Source organism: Stenotrophomonas maltophilia group sp. P373 (genome assembly GCF_053295075.1).
Genome location: NZ_CM129994.1, coordinates 315,879 through 334,104, shown reverse-complemented (window position 1 = coordinate 334,104; position 18,226 = coordinate 315,879). Strand labels below are relative to the sequence as shown.

General features: G+C 67.3%; 20 protein-coding genes. 14 read left to right on the top strand and 6 right to left on the bottom strand.

Annotated elements, in window-relative coordinates; translation table 11 throughout:
• Positions 1-41 precede the first annotated feature (41 nt).
• Positions 42-401: a DUF1428 domain-containing protein gene (locus tag ACSYHF_RS01525; RefSeq protein WP_005420538.1), complete on the top strand. Its 360-nt coding sequence runs from the start codon at positions 42-44 to the stop codon at positions 399-401.
• A 15-nt stretch (positions 402-416) separates the two neighbouring features.
• On the opposite strand, the gene ACSYHF_RS01520 is transcribed toward ACSYHF_RS01525, so the two are convergent.
• Complete coding sequence (locus tag ACSYHF_RS01520; protein WP_095377907.1) at positions 417-1,109, bottom strand: hypothetical protein; 693 nt, start codon at positions 1,107-1,109, stop codon at positions 417-419.
• 106 nt (positions 1,110-1,215) lie between these two features.
• Complete coding sequence (locus ACSYHF_RS01515) at positions 1,216-2,103, bottom strand: histone (protein ID WP_095377906.1); 888 nt, start codon at positions 2,101-2,103, stop codon at positions 1,216-1,218.
• Between the two features lie 491 nt (positions 2,104-2,594).
• Here ACSYHF_RS01515 and ACSYHF_RS01510 point away from each other — a divergent pair, with 491 nt between their 5' ends.
• The 9 genes from ACSYHF_RS01510 to ACSYHF_RS01470 all read left to right on the top strand — a co-directional run bounded on the left by ACSYHF_RS01510 (position 2,595) and on the right by ACSYHF_RS01470 (position 10,503).
• The gene (locus ACSYHF_RS01510) at positions 2,595-4,028 is read left to right on the top strand and encodes a Do family serine endopeptidase (protein ID WP_262232830.1); all 1,434 of its coding nucleotides are present in this window, start codon (positions 2,595-2,597) and stop codon (positions 4,026-4,028) included.
• Positions 4,029-4,129: 101 nt separating this feature from the next.
• Positions 4,130-4,495 carry a hypothetical protein gene (locus tag ACSYHF_RS01505; protein WP_004153835.1) on the top strand — a complete coding sequence of 122 codons (366 nt, stop codon included), beginning with the start codon at positions 4,130-4,132 and terminating at the stop codon, positions 4,493-4,495.
• 8 nt (positions 4,496-4,503) lie between these two features.
• Positions 4,504-4,974 (top strand): phage holin family protein, encoded by a 471-nt coding sequence (locus ACSYHF_RS01500; RefSeq protein ID WP_188248776.1) that lies wholly within the window; start codon positions 4,504-4,506, stop codon positions 4,972-4,974.
• The gene (locus ACSYHF_RS01495; RefSeq protein WP_053499495.1) at positions 4,971-5,432 is read left to right on the top strand and encodes a hypothetical protein; all 462 of its coding nucleotides are present in this window, start codon (positions 4,971-4,973) and stop codon (positions 5,430-5,432) included. The genes ACSYHF_RS01500 and ACSYHF_RS01495 overlap by 4 nt, the downstream gene beginning before the upstream one ends.
• A 67-nt stretch (positions 5,433-5,499) precedes the next feature.
• Positions 5,500-6,609 carry an AI-2E family transporter gene (locus ACSYHF_RS01490; protein WP_447576031.1) on the top strand — a complete coding sequence of 370 codons (1,110 nt, stop codon included), beginning with the start codon at positions 5,500-5,502 and terminating at the stop codon, positions 6,607-6,609.
• Between the two features lie 31 nt (positions 6,610-6,640).
• Positions 6,641-7,360, top strand: coding sequence for an HAD family hydrolase (locus tag ACSYHF_RS01485; RefSeq protein WP_447576030.1), 720 nt, complete (start codon positions 6,641-6,643; stop codon positions 7,358-7,360).
• Positions 7,361-7,363: 3 nt separating this feature from the next.
• Positions 7,364-8,731, top strand: coding sequence for a leucyl aminopeptidase family protein (locus tag ACSYHF_RS01480; RefSeq protein WP_262220909.1), 1,368 nt, complete (start codon positions 7,364-7,366; stop codon positions 8,729-8,731).
• Positions 8,732-8,866: 135 nt separating this feature from the next.
• Positions 8,867-9,970 carry a catalase family peroxidase gene (locus ACSYHF_RS01475; protein WP_447576029.1) on the top strand — a complete coding sequence of 368 codons (1,104 nt, stop codon included), beginning with the start codon at positions 8,867-8,869 and terminating at the stop codon, positions 9,968-9,970.
• Positions 9,967-10,503: a cytochrome b gene (locus tag ACSYHF_RS01470; protein WP_065178987.1), complete on the top strand. Its 537-nt coding sequence runs from the start codon at positions 9,967-9,969 to the stop codon at positions 10,501-10,503. The genes ACSYHF_RS01475 and ACSYHF_RS01470 overlap by 4 nt, the downstream gene beginning before the upstream one ends.
• 558 nt (positions 10,504-11,061) lie before the next feature.
• Here the strand turns inward: ACSYHF_RS01470 and ACSYHF_RS01465 are convergent.
• From ACSYHF_RS01465 to ACSYHF_RS01455, 3 genes are read right to left on the bottom strand one after another with little or no spacing between them, the layout of a single operon-like run.
• The gene (locus tag ACSYHF_RS01465) at positions 11,062-11,664 is read right to left on the bottom strand and encodes a response regulator transcription factor (RefSeq protein WP_005420563.1); all 603 of its coding nucleotides are present in this window, start codon (positions 11,662-11,664) and stop codon (positions 11,062-11,064) included.
• A complete protein-coding gene (locus tag ACSYHF_RS01460; protein ID WP_262220908.1) occupies positions 11,661-12,884 on the bottom strand; it encodes a sensor histidine kinase in 1,224 nt (407 codons plus the stop codon). Before ACSYHF_RS01460 ends, ACSYHF_RS01465 begins: the two co-directional genes overlap by 4 nt.
• Positions 12,881-13,009, bottom strand: coding sequence for a hypothetical protein (locus ACSYHF_RS01455; protein ID WP_258391628.1), 129 nt, complete (start codon positions 13,007-13,009; stop codon positions 12,881-12,883). Before ACSYHF_RS01455 ends, ACSYHF_RS01460 begins: the two co-directional genes overlap by 4 nt.
• A gap of 202 nt (positions 13,010-13,211) precedes the next feature.
• Between ACSYHF_RS01455 and ACSYHF_RS01450 the strand changes: the two genes are divergently transcribed.
• The 4 genes from ACSYHF_RS01450 to ACSYHF_RS01435 all read left to right on the top strand — a co-directional run bounded on the left by ACSYHF_RS01450 (position 13,212) and on the right by ACSYHF_RS01435 (position 17,759).
• Positions 13,212-14,459, top strand: a complete 1,248-nt coding sequence (locus ACSYHF_RS01450) for an efflux RND transporter periplasmic adaptor subunit (RefSeq protein WP_111174938.1) — start codon at positions 13,212-13,214, stop codon at positions 14,457-14,459.
• Positions 14,460-14,561: 102 nt separating this feature from the next.
• On the top strand, positions 14,562-15,251 hold the full coding sequence (locus tag ACSYHF_RS01445) for an ABC transporter ATP-binding protein (protein WP_005420572.1): 690 nt from the start codon (positions 14,562-14,564) through the stop codon (positions 15,249-15,251).
• 14 nt (positions 15,252-15,265) lie between these two features.
• Entirely contained in the window at positions 15,266-16,423 is a 1,158-nt protein-coding gene (locus tag ACSYHF_RS01440) for an ABC transporter permease (RefSeq protein ID WP_005420575.1), read from the top strand.
• A 13-nt stretch (positions 16,424-16,436) separates the two neighbouring features.
• A complete protein-coding gene (locus tag ACSYHF_RS01435; protein WP_005420576.1) occupies positions 16,437-17,759 on the top strand; it encodes an ABC transporter permease in 1,323 nt (440 codons plus the stop codon).
• A 74-nt stretch (positions 17,760-17,833) separates the two neighbouring features.
• Here the strand turns inward: ACSYHF_RS01435 and ACSYHF_RS01430 are convergent, their stop codons facing one another.
• Complete coding sequence (locus tag ACSYHF_RS01430; RefSeq protein ID WP_005420578.1) at positions 17,834-18,133, bottom strand: YrhB domain-containing protein; 300 nt, start codon at positions 18,131-18,133, stop codon at positions 17,834-17,836.
• Between the last annotated feature and the right edge of the window lie 93 nt (positions 18,134-18,226).

Genomic DNA, 18,226 nt, shown 5'->3' with positions numbered 1-18,226 from the left:
TGAAGGCCGTGCATGTGGCACGGTCCATCCGGAGGCTGGCAATGAGCTACATCGATGGTTTCGTCCTGGCGGTTCCCACCGCCAACAAGGAGAAGTTCCTCGCCCATGCACGCACAGGAGATCCGGTCTTCATCGAGTACGGCGCACTGCGCGTGGTGGAGTGCTGGGGCGATGACGTGCCGCACGGCAAGACCACCGATTTCTTCGGCGCGGTGAAAGCCACGCCGGACGAGACGGTGGTGTTTTCCTGGATCGAATGGCCCGACAAATCGACCCGCGACGCCGGCATGAAGAAGATGATGGAAGACCCGCGGTTTGATCCAACGAAGAATCCGATGCCGTTTGACGGTGCGCGGATGATCTACGGCGGCTTCGTGCCGATCTACGAGCTGACCCGCTGAACCCGGCGGACGTGCTCAGCGCGCGTCCGTTTCATCGCTGGCAGCGGCATGGCCGGCGCCCAGTGCGGCGCCGGCACCGAGGCCCATGCCGCCCATGCCAGCGCCCATTCCGCCGCCCCCACCTCCGCCACCACCCGCACGGCCGCCCTTGGCATCGCCATCGTTGCGCCCCTTGCCGCCACCACTGGCAGCGGGGCGGGTCGGCCCCTGCGGCGGAATCGGCAGGTCGGGAGGAATCGGCGCCAGGTCCAGCGCTTCGCGCACGAAGTCGCGCAGCGAGACCACCAGTTCGTGGGTATGCACCGGTCGCCCCTGTGCCAGTTCGTTGGCAGCGCGCGCGGCCAGCCGCACCTGTTCGTCGGTGCCCAGCAACAGGATGTCCGAGAGCGCGGCCTCGACCGCATCGCGGATGCGGCGCGTTCGATCTGAACGCGGTTCGGCGATGCCTTCGGCCGCTTCGCGCTGGCGCAGATCACGGCGATGGCTGGGATCCACGCCCAGTTCACCAGTGAATGAACCGCCCAGGGTCTTGTAGGCCGCCATCAGTGTGCGCAGCCGCTCGTTGATCTGCCGGTTCTCGCGCTCGCGACGCTGCTGCAGGGTCTGCATCACCAGCAGGCGGATGCCCACGCCCAGCAGGGTGATCAGGACCAGGCCGGCCAACGTGGACAGCACGCCCTGCCAGGAACTGAAATCGATACCTCGCATGCTGGGGCTCCGGCGGGAAGAATCTGCATCTTGCCCCAGACCGCGCCCCGAAAACGCGAAAGGCCCCACCACCCGGTGGGCGGCAGGGCCTTCGGTCACGGCGCGATTACTTGCGCTTGGCGACCTTGCGCACGGCCTTGACCGGGGCCTTCCTGGCAACAGCCTTCTTGGCCGGAGCCTTCTTGGCGGCGACCTTCTTCAGCGGTGCAGCCTTCTTGGCGACGACCTTCTTGGTCGAAGCGACCTTCTTGCCGACAGCCTTCTTGGCAGCAGTGGTCTTCCTGGCAACGGCCTTCTTGGCGACGGCAGCCTTCTTGCCGACAACCTTCTTGGCGGCGGCGGTCTTCTTGGTGGCGACCTTCCTGGTGGCGGCAACCTTCTTGCCGACAACCTTCTTCGCAGCCACTGCCTTCTTGCCGGCAACCTTCTTGGCGGCGACGGTCTTCTTGGCCACAGCCTTCTTGGCGGTGGCGACCTTCTTGCCAACCACCTTCTTGGCGGCCGTGGTCTTCTTGGCAACGGTCTTCTTCGCGACAGCAGCCTTCTTGGTGGCGGCCTTCTTCACGGTGGCGACCTTCTTGCCGGCAGCCTTGGTGGCGGCCTTGGTGGTCTTCTTGGCAGCGGCGGCCTTCTTGGTCACGGCCTTGCCCGCAGCCGCCTTCTTCTTCGCCACTTCCTTCTTCAGTGCAGCAGCTTCGGCCTTGGCGTTCTTCTTGGCCGCTTCCAGCTTCTTCCTGGCGTTGGCAACCGTCTTGCCGACCGACTTGGCAGCCTTCTCGGCCTTCTTGGCAACGGTCTTCTCGACCTTGGCCACGGCCTTCTTGGCCTTGGCAACGCGGGTACCGGCAGCCTTGCTGGCGCGCTTGACGGTCTTCTTGACCGACTTCACTGCGTCTTCGGCGGCGTGGGCGATGGTCTCGCCGACGTTGGTGGCGGTTTCTTTGACGTTCTCGACAGCGTCGGTCACGACCGACACACCATTACCGTTGCTCATGTTGCCCTCCTGCGGGCCTTAAGTATCAAAACGGGGCGATGCTATACCGACATTGACGATCGTGGAACGGGGCATGTGCCAGCAATCGCATCTGTTGCGACGCCGATGGTGTACGCAGCAGCCCCCGTTGCCACCTGCGGTTCGCAGCAAACCCCTTTTTTTCAGTGCTGCGCCACGCGAACCCAGCATTGCCTGGCCGTCGTCGCGCGCACGTGCACGGACGCAGCGTCCGGCATCCGTCGTGGCGCATTGCGGCACCCGCCTGCGCGGAACTGCGCAAGTATCCGCCTGTGCCAGTGCGGCGCGCGTTGGCCTTGAGTGGCGCACCCATCACCTGCCCGGGTGTCACCACAACCGCGCTTTTGGCCCCCGCGCTCCCACCTTCGAGGCCCCCGTTTTCATGGCGCATTTATCCAGATCGCGACACACTCATTCAGCTTGTTTTACCGTAGGCCCGAACAGCCCCCACCCACGCCAGCGAACCGACTCCCATGCGACCGCTTCCCACCCTGCTCACGCTCGCAATCGCCGCCGCCTTCGGTGGCTTCGTTGCCACCGGCATCAATGCCCACCTGGACAACCGTGCCGACGCCGCGCCGCTGCCGGCGGTCCTGCCGACCACCGCAGCGTTGCCGGCCTCGGTGGCCGGACAGGCGGTACCGTCACTGGCACCGATGCTGGAGAAGGCGATGCCGGCGGTGGTCAGCGTCAACACCAAGCAGGTGGTTCGCGTACGCAATCCCTTCTTCAACGACCCGTTCTTCCGCCGCCTGTTCCCGGACATCCCGCAGGAACGCATCAACGAATCGCTCGGCTCCGGCGTGATCATCGACGCCAAGGAAGGCCTGGTACTGACCAACCACCATGTCATCGAGAACGCCGATGACGTGCAGGTGACACTGGCCGACGGGCGCACGGTCAAGGCCCAGTTCCTGGGTTCGGACCGCGATACCGACATCGCCCTGATCCGCATTCCGGCGCAGAACCTCACCGACATCAAGCTGGGCAACAGCGACCAGCTGCGGGTCGGCGACTTCGTCGTGGCCATCGGCAACCCGTTCGGCTTCAGCCAGACGGTCACGTCCGGCATCGTCTCGGCGGTGGGCCGCAGCGGCATCCGCGGGCTGGGCTACCAGAACTTCATCCAGACCGATGCGTCGATCAATCCCGGCAATTCCGGTGGTGCACTGGTCGACCTGCAGGGGCAGCTGGTCGGCATCAATACCGCCAGCTTCAACCCGCAGGGCAGCATGGCCGGCAACATCGGCCTGGGCCTGGCGATTCCATCGAACCTGGCGCGCAGCGTGGTCGACCAGCTGGTCAAGCACGGCGTGGTGGTGCGCGGCACGCTGGGGGTGGAAAGCCAGAACCTGACCGCGCAGATTGCGCAGGGACTGGGCTTGGCCGAAACACGTGGTGCGCTGATCACCCGCGTGCTGGCCGGCTCGGCCGCTGCCGCAGCCGGGCTGAAGCCGGGCGACGTGGTGGTCTCGGCCAACGGCCAACGCGTGGACAGCGCCGAAGCCCTGCACAACGTGGAAGGCCTGGCCGCCGTCGGCAGCCCGATGACGCTGGACGTCCGCCGCGAAGGCAAGCCACTGCAGATCAAGGCAACGCTGAAGGAACAGGCACGTGCGGTCACCGGCGAGAGCCTGGACCCGCGGCTGACCGGCGCCACCTTCGTCGACCTGCCCGAGTCGCTGCGGCAGTCGGGGGTCGGCGGCGTGCTGGTCAGCGAGGTCAAGCGCGGCAGCCGCGCGGCCAGCAACGGCCTGCAGCAGGGCGACATCATCACCGACGCCACCGTGGGTGAATTCGCCGACCTGGCCAGCTGGCGTGCCAATTTCCAGCAACGCCCGCCGACCCTGGTGGTGCGCGTGCTGCGCAACAATGGCCAGCAGCAGGGCCAGCTCGTGATGCGCTGATCGCCCTGCCGTAACACCCCCTATACCCCGGCAATGCTATTGCTGTCAGTCCAGGTCGGCACCGCCGACGCCCGTTCCCCCATCGCAACAGGAGTGATTCGATGAGCCCCACCAATACCGAGAACCTGAAGGAACACCTGGGTGAAGCCGGTTCCCACCTGAAGCAGGCCGCCACGGCCGCCGGCGGTGCGATCAAGGGCGCAACCGGTGCCGCGACCGACGAACTGCGGATCGGCAAGGCCAACGTCAAGGCTGAACTGTCCGACAGCGCGCTGTCCGGCCTGGCCGCCGCCGAGTTCGGCGGGGCCGCTGCCAAGGAACAGGTCGATGCACTGATGGACAAGGGCAAGGACCTGATCGACAGCGCCGCCGAGCTGATCCGCGAACGTCCGCTGGCCTCGTTCGGCGTGGCCTTCGCTGCCGGCTGGATCATCGCCAAGCTGGCCCGCGGCAGCAGCGACAAGTAAGCCGCGGCGTGAGCGAAGACAACGTGCAAGCCCCTGATCCGGCAGCCACCCCGCCGCTGGATGAGAGCATCCGCCAGGTCGGCGCGGCCGGTCGTGCCGCTGCCGATTCGGCCAAGCACTCGCTGCGTTCGCTGCGCCGGCTGGCCTCGGCCGACTTCGCGCTGGCTCGCAGCGCATTCGGCCGTGCACTGGCCTGGGCCGGGGTAGCGATCGTATTCGGTGCGTCGGCCTGGCTGCTGATGGCCGCCACCCTCATCGCCCTGCTGCAAAGCTGGGGCCTGAGCTGGCTGCAGGCCCTGCTGATCACCTCGCTGCTGAGCCTGGCCGTCACCGGTTATGCGATCTGGCGGGTGTCCTACTTCTTCCACCACACCGGCATGCACGCCACCCGGCGCCAGCTGTCCCGCCTGGGCCTGTTCGACGAGCCCAGCGAAGACGACCCCGATGCCGATGTGCAGCTGCCAGAGGGCAAGCCATGAAGTTCGGTGCGCTGCAGCGGCGGGTGAAGCGCTGCGAACAGGTGGTGACCGTGCGTCTGGTCGAGACCCAGGACCACTGGTCCACGCTCAGTCAGGTCTGGCGCCAGGGCTGGTCGCCACTACGCATCGTGGTAGTGGGCCTGGCCGGTGGCTTCATTGCCGGCAAGCTGGAAATGCCGGGCAAGGTCAACGGTGCGCGCTGGCTGCAGATGGTGGGTTCAGTGTCGAACCTGTTCGCCAGTGCGCAGGCAGCGTTCGCCACGGCGATGGCGGCGCAGGCTGCGGCTACCGCCGACGATGCGGCCGAAGAAGCCGACAACGCCAGCGAACAGGCACAGGCGGCTGCATCGGCATCAACCGCACGGCCCGCGCCAGCGCCGGCGCCACGGCCCGCCGCAGAACCGGAGCCGCGCGAACCGCGCCCGGCCGAAGCCGCCACCGAACTGTCCGAACGTTGATCCATGGAATCCGCCGCGCCGATCGCGGCCGGCGGATAATGCGCTCCCCTTTCCGGCTGATGCGTCGATGAGCGAGTCCTCCCTGTCCCTGTCACCAGCCGATCCGCAGGACCCGGAGGCACCGCTGCCGCCTCCGTCTCGCCCACGCGGGCCGATGTCGCTGGTGGTGCTGGCGACCCTGGCGGTGGGCTACACGCTGTGGGCTGCGCAGGACATCATCCTGCCGGTGCTGCTGGCGATGTTCTTCGCACTGGTCGGCAACCCGATCCTGCGCCTGCTGCAGAAACTGTGGATTCCGCGCGCGCTGGGCGCGCTGCTGATTCTCGGCGCCGGCCTGGGCGTGACCGGTTCGCTGGCGGTGCAATTGATCGGCCCGGCGATGGAATGGGCGCAGGAAGCCCCGCAGCAGCTGCGCAAGGTCGCCCGCCAGGTGCAGGACCTGACCAAGCCGGTGCAGCAGGCCAACCAGGCGGCGGAGAACTTCGCGCGCGTCGCCGGCGGCGACAGCAACCACAAGGTGCAGGTGATCCGCACCCAGCTCGACGACCCGTACCGCATGCTGACCCGCGCGCCACGGCTTGCCGCCTCGGTGCTGGCCGTGGTGCTGCTGACCCTGTTCTTCATGATCCATGGGCAGAGCCTGCAGCGCGCGGCAATCGCGCTGTTCCCGAACCGCCAGCAGCAGCGCTTCACCGCCGACATCCTGCGGTCGATCGAGCGCGAGGTCTCGCGCTACGTGCTGACCATCAGCGTGATCAACACCCTGGTCGGGCTGGTGTTCGCAGGCGTGCTGATGCTGCTCGGCATCGGCCTGCAGGAGGCGCTGCTGTGGGGCACGGTGGCCGCGCTGCTGAATTTTGCCCCGTACGTCGGCCCGCTGATCGGCGTGGCACTGATGCTGCTGATGGGCTTCGTGGAATTCCGCGACCCGCTGCAGGCGCTGCTGCCGGCGGCCGCGTACCTGGCCCTGCACACTCTGGAAGGGCAGATGGTGACCCCGATCGTGCTGGGCCGGCGCATGAAGCTGTCGCCGCTGGTGCTGATCCTGGCGCTGATGGTGTTCGGCTGGGCCTGGGGCATGATCGGCCTGCTGCTGGCGGTGCCGCTGCTGGTCTGCATCAAGCTGGTGCTGGCACGGCTGGACGGCATGCAGGGCTGGGCACGGCTGCTGGAATGAAAGCCCGCGCGGGCAGGCGTAGAATGGCGGGGTGAATTTTCCCGTCCAAGCCATCACTCTCGACCTTGACGACACGCTGTGGCCGTTCGCTCCGATCGGCGCCCGCATCGACCTGGTCCTGCACGAGTGGATGCGTGAAAACAGCCCCGCCACGGCCAAGATGTATCCGGTGGCGGCAATGCGCGAACTGCGCGAGCGCCTGTACCACGCCCATCCGCACCTCCATCACGACCTGAGCGCACTGCGCCGGCTGACCCTGCACGAAGCGCTGCACGTCAGTGGCGCCAGCCTCGATCTGCTGGAGCCAGCGTACGAAGCGTTCTACGCCGCACGCAATCAGGTCGAGTGCTATCCCGATGCGATCGATGCGCTGGCGCGGATTGCCGCGCGGGTGCCGGTGGCAGCGCTGAGCAACGGCAACGCCGATCTGGAGCGGATCGGCCTGGCGCATCATTTCGCCTTCCAGCTGGGCGCGCGCGAACACGGCGCGGCCAAGCCGGAGGCAAGCATTTTCCACGCCGCCTGCACCCGACTGGGTGTGGCGCCGGCACAGGTACTGCATGTCGGCGACCACGCCGAAATGGACGTGGCCGGGGCGATCGCCGCCGGCCTGCGCGGGTGCTGGATCAACCGCGAAGCAGCCACCTGGACCCATCCGAAACTGCAGCCGGACCTGCAGTTCGACACCCTCACCGGCCTGGCCGACTGGTTGGACGCCAACCTCGACGCCGCCGCATCCCGGAGTACCTGACGCATGAGCGAGATCACTGGTTTCACCGCCGACACCACCGCGGCGCTGCCGCTGTACGTGCTGGACCGCGAGCAGTTCGCCGCCTGGAAGGACGGCCAACCGGCCGCCACCCAGGCCTGGCTGGCCTCGCAGGGTTTCACTGCCGGTGCGCACAGCGTGGCCCTGCTGCCCGGCAGTGAGGGCCTGGCCGGCGCGGTGATCGGTGTCGGTGATCGCGCCGATGCCTACAGCTATGCGCATGCGCCGCACGCGCTGCCGGAAGGCAGTGTCTGGCAGCTGGCCAATGAACTGCCTGCCGCCGAACATGCGCTGCTGCAGCTGGGCTGGGGCTTGGGCAGCTACCGCTTCGACCGTTACCGCAAGCGCAACCGCGCCCCGGCGCAGCTGGTGGCCGCACCGTCCGGCGAAGTGGCCGACCTGATCGCCGCCAGCCTGCGCGTGCGCGACTGGGTCAACACCCCGACCGAAGACATGGGGCCGCAGCAGCTGGAAGACGCCGCGCGTGCACTGGCCGATGCACATGGTGCGCAGGTCGAGGCGATCACCGGCGATGAACTGCTGAAGCAGAACTTCCCGGCCATCCACGCCGTGGGCCGCGCTTCGCACCGTGCGCCGCGCCTGGTGGTGCTGCGCTGGGGCAAGGAAACCGACCCGGCACTGGTGCTGGTCGGCAAGGGCGTGTGCTTTGATACCGGCGGCCTGGACATCAAGCCGGCCGACGGCATGCGCAACATGAAGAAGGACATGGGCGGCGCCGCGCATGCACTGGCCCTGGCCGGCCTGGTGATGGCGCGCGGACTGCCGGTGCGCCTGACGCTGCTGGTGCCGGCGGTGGAAAATGCGATCGGTCCGGATGCGTTCCGCCCGGGCGAAGTGATCGCCACCCGCAAGGGCCTGAGCGTGGAGATCGACAACACCGATGCCGAAGGCCGCGTGATCCTGTGCGATGCGCTGACCTTCGCCGGTGAGCAGAAGCCGGACCTTGTGCTGGATTTCGCCACTCTTACCGGTGCCGCACGCATCGCGCTGGGTCCGGATCTGCCGGCGCTCTTCAGCAACGACGACACGGTGGCGCAGCAGTGGCTGCAGGCCGGCGACGCAACCCGTGACCCGGTCTGGCGCATGCCGCTGTGGCGGCCCTACCTGCGCTATCTGAGCAGCGGCATTGCCGACCTGGCCAATGCCGGTTCGCGCATGGCCGGCTCGGTGACCGCCGCGCTGTACTTGGAACGCTTCCTCGAAGACGGCCAGCGCTGGGCGCACCTGGACGTGTACGCCTGGAACGACGGTGAACGCCCGGGCCGTCCGGCCGGTGGCGAAGCGCTGGCGCTGCGCTCGGCGTGGGCGATGTTGAAGGCGCGTTACAGCTGATCGGGTGGGTGCCGGCCTTGGTCGGCACGCCGTCCCCGGCAAACTTGACGAAAATTTGAATACCGGGCCTGGAAGGGTTCTGCGAGGATGTGTGGGTCGACCACCCACACGCTCCGTGAAGGCAGGACTCCGACCATGTCGCTCTTCGGCTACACCCGTGCCGGCCAGACGCCGGGCGCACCGCGCAAGCATTCCCCCCTGCTCTGGATCGCGCTGATCGCGCTCATCCTGGGTACCGTGGCGCTGGCCTTCGCCTGGCTGGCCGGCTGGATGGGCGACCGCCTCACCGCGCAGCGCTTCACCGACACCATCGAGGCCACCGGCCCGGCCCATCCGGGCTTCCGCCGTGCACACAGCAAGGGCGTCTGCGTAAGCGGCTGGTTCGAACCCAGCGCGCAGGCCCCTACCCTGTCCAGTGCCCGGGTGTTCTCGCAGACGCGTGTGCCGGTGATGGGCCGCCTGTCGATCGGTGGCGGCGACCCCTACGGCGCCGACAACACCGCACGCGTGCGCAGCCTGGCGGTGCAGATGGTCAGCGATGATGGCCAGGAATGGCGCATGGCGATGAACAGCTTCCCGTTCTTCGCGGTACCCACGGCCGAGGCGTTCTACGAGCAGACCCGCGCCTCGATTCCCGACCCGGCCACCGGCAGGCCGGACCCGCAGAAGATGGCGGCAGTGCTGGCGAAATACCCCAGTGCGCAGGCGTTCCAGCAGTGGGCGAAGACAGCGCCATGGACCAGCAGCTGGGCCGACACCACTTTCAACAGCGTCAACAGTTTCTGGTTCATCAATGCGCAGGGCCAGAAGCGTGCGGTGCGCTGGCGCTGGCAGCCGCTGGCGCCGGTGGTGGAGATGGATGCGGAAGCGCGCAAGCAGGCCAGCGTCGATTTCCTCAGCCAGGAACTGCAGCAGCGCCTGGCCAACGGCCCGGTGCGCTGGAACCTGGTCGTGACCACCGCCGAGCCCGGCGATGCCATCGATGATCCGTCGGTACCGTGGCCCGAGTCGCGTGACCAGGTAGTGGCGGGCGTACTCAGCCTGGACCGCATGCAGTCGCAGGAAGAAGGCGCCTGCGGCCAGATCAACTTCGATCCGCTGATCCTGCCCAGTGGGGTGCGCGGCAGTAATGATCCGATCCTGGCGGCCCGCTCGGCGGTGTACTCGCAGTCCTTCAACCGCCGTGAACGCGAGCGCGCCGCCGGCAATGTCGAACAACCGAAGGAGGCCGCACGATGAGCACCGGCAACGGCCACTTCAACCTGCTGGCGCGGGTGCTGCACTGGTCCATGGCGCTGATGATCGTCGCCATGCTGTTCATCGGCGTGACCATGGTCGCCTCGCTGCACCTGCGTCCCGCGCTGATCGACCTGCACCGCCCGCTGGGCATCGCGATCCTGTTGCTGGCGCTGCTGCGCCTGTACAACCGGCTGCGCCATCGCCCACCGGCGCTGCCTGCCGACCTGCCGGTCTGGCAGGGGGTAGCGGCCAAGGCCTCGCACTGGATGCTGTACGCGCTGATGCTGGCGATGCCGTTGATCGGCTGGGCAATGCTGTCGGCCGGCGGATACCCGATCGTGTTGTGGGGAGGGCTGCACCTGCCGCCGATCGTGCCGCACACCCCGGCGTTGTATGCCGCCTTGCGCAATGCGCACAGCCTGTTGGCGTATGTGCTGTTCGCCACGGTGCTGATGCATGTGGGTGCGGCGTTGTTCCACCTGTGGGTGCGTCGCGACGGGGTGTTCCAGGCGATGGCGCGCGGGAAGAAGTGATGATCGGGTTCGCCGGGAGTTCCCGGCGAGTTGTTTCCGCGACCGCAGGGGGGTGTTACTTTCTTTGCTCGTGCAAAGAAAGTAACCAAAGAAGCACGCCGCCAGAACGCGAGCCGGCGCTATGCGCCGGTACCCTGCGCTTCTCGGTGAATCAGGGGCCGGCGCCGAACTCGCTGCGCTCAGACATCGGCGCCTCTGCGCCCCTGATTCCCCTGCGATGCTCGGCTCGCTAAAAGGCGGAACCAACGTCAAAGGCAGAAGCTGCACCCAGTAGATCCACGCCATGCGTGGATGCTCTTGCTGTTGATCTTGACCTTCAAGTCCGCCTTGAGCGAGCCGAGCACCGCAGGTCCGGCGAGGGCGAAGAGGTGCGGGTGTCTGAGCGCAGCGAGTTCCCGCACCGTCCCTCGACGGACCGAGGAGCGCAGGGCACCGGCGTGCGAAGCGCGCCGGCTCGCGGCCGGCGGAGCGTTTCTTTGGTTACTTTCTTTGCGCGCAAAGAAAGTAACACCCATCCGCGGTCGCGGAAACGACATCACCAGGAAAGGCAGGCCGCCCCTACAGCCACCCCTTCTGCCGCGCCAGCCGGTACGCCTCGATCCGGTTGGCCACGCCCAGCTTGCCGATGCACTCGGACAGATAGTTGCGCACTGTGCCGTGCGACAACCCCAGCTGTTCGGCGATCTCGCTGGCGGTGCGGCCCTCGCCCGCCAGCCGCAGCACGCGACGCTCGCGGTCGGTCAGCGGATCGGCCTGCGACCACGCATCCAGTGCCAGCTGCGGGTCGATCGCGCGGATGCCCTGCTTCACCTTGCGCAGTGCCTCGGCCAGGTTCTCGGCCGGTGCGTCCTTCAGCAGATAGCCCAGCACGCCCGCTTCCAACGCACGGCGCAGGAAACCGGCGCGGGCAAAGGTGGTCACGATCACCACCTTGATCGGCAGCTCGTGACGCGCGATGCGCTGTGCAAGCTCCAACCCGGACAAGCCCGGCATCTCGATGTCGGTCACCAGGATGTCCGGCTGCAGCTGCTGCAGCATGCGCCACGCGGTTTCGCCGTCGGCGGCGCTGCCCAGCACTTCGATATCCGCTTCCAGGCCCAGCAACGCCGACAGTGCGCCGCGTACCATCGCCTGGTCTTCGGCCAGCAGGATGCGGATCATGCGGCACCGTCCTGCACCAGCGACGGCGGCACGCCTGGCGGCAGCGGTGTGGTCGCGGCGGCCAGTGGCACGCGCACGGTCAGCACCGTACCCTCACCCCTTGCGGACTGCACCTGCAGGCTTCCACCCAGGGCGGCCACGCGTTCGCGCATGCCGCACAACCCATTGCCCTCGGCCTGCACGCCGCCACGACCATCGTCGCGGATCTGCATCGCCAGCATGCGTCCCTCCAGCATGAACTCCACCCGTGCCTGCGTCGCCTGTGCGTGGCGCACGATATTGGTCGCGGCCTCGCGCAGCACCAGCGCCAGCCCACGTTCGACATCCACCGGCATCGCCGGTGGGGGTGCGTATTGAAGGTGGACCTGCTGGCACTCCAGCAGCAGCCGCGCCGACGCCAGCTCACCGGCCAGGTCACTGGCGCGGATGCCGGTGACCGCGCTGCGGACCTGCGCCAGCGCCTCGCGGGCGATGGCCTCGGCCTCGCCGATCTCCTGTCGCGCGCGTCCATCACCGCGGTCGTGCAGCTTGCGCGCCAGTTCCAGCTTCAACGTGATCAACGACAGGGTGTGGCCGAGCAGGTCGTGCAGATCGCGGCCGATGCGTTCGCGCTCGGCGGTGGCTGCGAGCCGCCGCACCTCGTCCTGCGAAAGCTGCAGTGCCGCATCCTTCTGCTGGTTGAGTGCCTCCACGTTCACGACCAGGCCGACGATATAGGACACGGCTGGGATCCAGACCAGGCTCTGCCACGGGTACTGGAACAGCAGGGCGAGGCTGCAGAACAGGAGGTTCAGACCAGTGAGCTGCAGCAGATACTGCCACCAGCCGCCGCGACCGCTCACCCGCAGCAGCACGCAGCCGAACACGAAGTAGGTCAGCCCGGACGGGTACCAGGGCAGCAGCACCAGCGACATCGCGATCAGGCCCAGGGCATAGCGCGGGGCGTGATGGCGCGGCGCCACCATCACCTTGGCGTACAGCAGCAGGAACACCGGGTAGCTGGCCAGCGTCAGCAGCAGCCAGCGCAGGGTGAAGCCATGGCCAAGCAAGGGCGTCAGGAAGATCCACACCGACCACAGCAGGTGGATCGCCTCGCTCCAGGGTGATTTTCCCCGGCGCAGCGTCTCGGCCACCGCCGAGTCCGGCGCGGGGCGCAGCAGGGAGGCAAGCCAGGTGGACGGCACAGGCGGTTCCAGGCGGGGATGATCGCCGCCGATCATGCCAGTTCGGCCGGCTGCGCGCAGGCGCCACCGCCGGCCAGTTGGCACCGGCGCAACCGAGCGCAGATCACGGTACGCTTGGTGGTGCCGCTGCGGCGGGCCGGCAATGGGGCGATCGGATCCATGAGCGGTACCGGTAGCGGGAACGTTGCCATCCTGTGCCGCCGTGGTCACATTTCGCAGTTGCCGCCGTCAGTGTCATCGGATGACAGCTGTCACTGCCGTCATCGCTGTACCTGCCTTCATGCTGTGCCGCACGCTCCACCGCCGGAACCGCCGTCGTCCGCGCTTCCGGCCACACCCGCCCGAACGCCTGTGATGGAACGAATGAACGCCTCTGCCGAGCTGTTGAAGGAACTCCGTATCGACCGCAAGTCGCCGCCGCCGGCCTCCGGAGGCAATGGCGGTGGTCGCCGCTGGTTGTGGATCGCGATCATCGTGGTCGTGCTGCTGGTCGCCGCGGCCGTGGCCTACCTGTTCGGCCGCGCACCGGCCGTAGAGGTGGAAACCGCTCCCGCCGTGGCCATCCAGCAGGGCAGCGCCAGCAGCTCGGTGCTCGACGCCAGTGGCTACGTGGTCGCCCGGCGCATGGCCACGGTATCGGCCAAGATCACCGGCAAGGTGCGCGAGGTGATGATCGAAGAAGGCATGCGGGTCGAGGCTGGCCAGGTGATGGCCACGCTCGACCCGATCGATGCCGACGCGCAGCGCAGCCTGTACGCCTCGCAGCTGCAGGCCGCACGCAGCCAGGTCGCCGGGCTGGAGGCGCAGCAGAGGCAGGCCGCCGCCGAAGCCAGCCGCCTGCAGGCGCTGGTTGGCCAGCAGCTGGTCTCGCGCTCGCAGTACGACCAGGCCGTGGCCCAGCGCGACAGCCTGCGTGCGCAGCTGGATACCGCGCAGCGCAACGTCAAGGTTGCCAACGATCAGCTGGCCATCGCCGATCTGGGCGTGGACAACAACATCGTGCGCGCGCCGTTCTCCGGCGTGGTCACCGCCAAGGCGGCGCAGCCCGGCGAGATCGTTTCGCCGCTGTCGGCGGGTGGTGGCTTCACCCGTACCGGCATCGGCACCATCGTGGACATGGACTCGCTGGAGATCGAAGTGGAGGTCGGCGAGGCCTTCATCGGCCGCGTGCAGCCGAAGATGCCGGTGGAAGCCACGCTCAACGCCTACCCGGAATGGAAGATTCCCGGCGAGGTGATCGCCATCATCCCCACCGCCGACCGCGGCAAGGCCACGGTGAAGGTGCGCGTGGCGCTGAAGGTGAAAGACCCGCGCATCGTGCCGGAGATGGGCGTGCGGGTCAGCTTCCTGGAACAGGCGCAGCCGCAGGCGGCCGCCAAGCCGCAGGGCGTGCGCGTGCCGGGCGGCGCCGTGGTCCAGCGCGACGGTGCCTCGGTGGCCTTCGTGCTGGGTGACGGGAACCGCGTTCAGCAGCGCACGGTCGAGGCCGGCCAGGCGATGGGCAAGGACCGCCAGATCCTCAAGGGCGTGAGCGCAGGTGAGCCGGTAGTGGTGAACCCACCCGACACGCTGCGCGATGGCGCCAAGGTGCAACAGAAACAAGCGCAGTAACGGCCTGGCGCCCGTGGGCGCGGCCGGCAGCATCGCTCGACGCACGCCTGCGGCCACCGCAGGTGCGCTTCCCCGTTTCCCGCTTCCCGTGGAGAACCACCCATGTCGACCCTGGTTTCACTGCGCAACATCACCAAGACCTACCAGCGTGGCCCCGAGCAAGTGCAGGTGCTGCACGGCATCGACCTGGACATCGCCAGCGGCGACTTCGTTGCGCTGATGGGCCCGTCCGGTTCGGGCAAGACCACCCTGCTCAACCTGATCGGCGGCCTGGACAGCCCCACTGGCGGCGAGATCAGCATCGAGGGCGAGCGCATCGACCAGATGAGTGGCGGCCAGCTGTCGACCTGGCGCAGTCACCATGTCGGCTTCGTGTTCCAGTTCTACAACCTGATGCCGATGCTGACCGCGCAGAAGAACGTGGAACTGCCGCTGCTGCTGACCCACCTCAGCGCGGCGCAGCGCCGCCGCAATGCCGAGATCGCGCTCACCCTGGTCGGCCTGGCCGACCGCCGCAGCCACCGCCCGAATGAACTGTCCGGCGGCCAGCAGCAGCGCGTGGCGATCGCCCGCGCGATCGTCTCCGACCCAACCTTCCTGATCTGCGACGAACCGACCGGCGACCTCGACCGCCAATCGGCCGAGGAGATCCTCGGCCTGCTGCAGCAGCTCAACCGCGAGCACGGCAAGACCATCATCATGGTCACCCATGACCCGAAGGCCGCCGAGTACGCCACGCACACGGTGCACCTGGACAAGGGCGAGCTGGCCGACGCGCCGCTGGCCCACTGACGGAGGCCACAGCGATGAAATACTTCTCGTTGGTGTGGGCGCAGCTGTTCCGCAGCCGCACGCGCACCTTGCTGACCCTGCTGTCGGTGGTGGCCGCGTTCCTGCTGTTCGGCATGCTCGATTCGGTGCGCGTGGCGTTCTCGTCGGGTGGCAGCGTGGAAGGCGCCAACCGCCTGGTGGTGGCCTCGCGGCTGTCGATCACCCAGTCACTGCCGATCCGGCTGGAAGCACAGGTTCGGCAGGTGGCCGGCGTCCGTGACGTGGCTTATGGCATGTGGTTTGGTGGCATCTACCAGGACCCGAAGAACTTCTTCCCGAACTTCTCGGTGTCACCCAACTACTTCGATGTCTACCGCGAGCTGCAGATCGATCCGGCACAACTGGAGGACTGGAAGCAGACCCGCACCGGCGCCATCGTCGGCGAAACCCTGGCCAAGCAGTTCGGCTGGAAGATCGGCGATACCATCCCGCTGCAGGCGACGATCTTCCCGCGTGGCGGCAGCAACGACTGGCCGCTGGTGCTCAAGGGCATCTACCGTTCCAAGGACCGTGCGCTGGCCGCCAACGAAGAACGCCAGTTGATGATGAACTGGAAATACTTCGATGAATCCAACGACTACATCAAGAACCAGGTGAGCTGGTACACGGTGACGCTGGACAACCCGGACCATTCCTCGCGGGTGGCACAGGCGATCGATGCGATCTCGGCCAACTCCGACCACGAGACCAAGACCCAGACCGAATCGGCGTTCCAGCAGGCCTTCGTCAAGCAGTTCGCGGATATCGGCATGATCGTCACCTCGATCATGGGCGCGGTGTTCTTCACCCTGCTGCTGTTGACCGGCAACACCATGGCGCAGGCCGTGCGCGAGCGCGTGCCGGAGCTGGCCACGCTGAAAACGCTGGGCTTCAAGGACAGCACTGTGCTGACCCTGGTGATGGTGGAGTCGGTGCTGCTGATCGGCCTGGGCGGCCTGATCGGCATGGGCCTGGCCGCCCTGATCCTGCCGGCCATCGGCCCGAAGAGCATGGGCATGCTGCCGCCGCACGTGCCGACGCCAACCTGGCTGATGGGGCTGGGCCTGATCGTGGTGATCGGCATCATCGTCGGCCTGTTGCCAGCGCTGCGTGCCAAGCGCCTGAAGATCGTCGACGCACTGGCCGGTCGCTGAGGAGAACACAGACATGTTCAAGAGCAAACTCAAGAAGTGGCTGGGCAACGGCGTGACGGTGCTGCTGCTGGCGGTCGGCCTGGTGCTGTGGATCAGCCTGCCGTGGATCGGCGTGCTGGCCGTGGCCGTGCTGGTGGCCCTGTGGTTGCTGCTGACCCGCGGTGGACGGCTGGCGTTGGCCGCCACCCGCATCGGCGTTGCCAGCCTGCCGCAGCGCTGGGGCGCGTCCTCGGTGATCGTGGTCGGCATCGCTGGCGTGGTCGGCGTGCTGGTGGCGATGCTGGCGATGGGCGAAGGCTTCCAGGCCACGCTCAACAACACCGGCGATGACACCACTGCCATCGTGCTGCGCGGTGGCTCGCAGGCCGAGACCAACTCGGTGATCACCCGCGAACAGGTACCCATGCTGTCCACCCTGCCCGGCATCAGCCGCGATGCGCAGGGCCGGCCGTTGTTGTCACCGGAGCTGTCGCAGGTGGTCAACCTGGTGTCCAAGTCCGATGGCACCGACGTCAACGCGCAGTTCCGCGGCGTCGGCCCGCAGGCGTGGGCGGTGCATGACAAGGTCAAGATCGTTGAGGGCCGCAAGTTCGCCACCGGGCTGCGCGAGATCGTGGTCGGCCAGGGCGCCAAGGGCCAGTTCCGCGACATGGAGGTCGGCAGGACGCTGACGCTGGGCAACCAGACCTGGACCGTGGTCGGTGTGTTCGCCACTGGCGATGCGCATGATTCGGAACTGTGGACCGACGCCGATACGCTGGCCACCACCTACCAGCGCAGCGCCTGGCAGTCGATCAGCGTGCGTACCGATGGCAAGGCCGGCTTCGATCAGTTCAAGGCGGCCGTCGCTGCCGACCCACGCCTGAAGCTGGACGTGGAAACCACCCGCGTCTACTACAGCAAACAGGGCGGCGGGCTGACCAAGCTGATCGACATCCTGGGCAAGGTGATCGGCACGATCATGGCGGTCGGTGCGGTGTTCGGCGCGCTCAACACCATGTATGCGGCCGTGGCCACGCGCGCCCGCGAAATCGCCACCATGCGTGCGATCGGCTTCCGCGGCCTGCCGGTGGTGACGGCCGTGATGCTGGAAACGATGCTGCTGGCGCTGCTCGGTGGCCTGCTCGGCTGTGCGGTTGCATGGCTGCTGTTCAATGGCTACAGCGTGTCCACCATCGGCAGCAACTTCAGCGCGGTGGTGTTCAAGTTCCACGTATCACCGGAACTGCTGTGGACCGGCCTGAAATGGGCACTGGGCATCGGCCTGGTCGGCGGCCTGTTCCCGGCGCTGCGCGCGGCGCGCTTGCCGATCACTACGGCGCTGCGCGAAACCTGAGCATCATGCAGCGGTGGACTGCGCATCACGCAGGGGGACGGAGCGAAGGCTTCGTCCCTTTTTCGTTGCTGAACTCAGGCATCCATCGCCGCAACATCGGATGGTGGGTGCCGCAGGGCCAAATGCCGGCGAACAGCCTCCTCCGGCGCGTACGCCGTGCCCAGCGCGTGCTGCTCACCCGTATGCCTGTCGACGAAGATCGGGCCATTGCCGGCCAGTGCGTCCGAGATCTCGCCGGATTGCAGGTAGCGCAGCGACTGGAAGCAGAACAGCCAGCCTTCGACCATCTCATGCTCGTGCGTGATGGCAACCGGCTCATCGTCGCTGGCAAGTGCAGCCTGCACGCGACGGCGTGCTTCGTCGAGCTGGATCATTCCTTCGTCTCTTGTTTTCGATGACAGCGCGAAGAGCATTTCATGCGGGTGGATGCATCGCAACGGATAGGCACCTGCGTACAAGTGCGCACT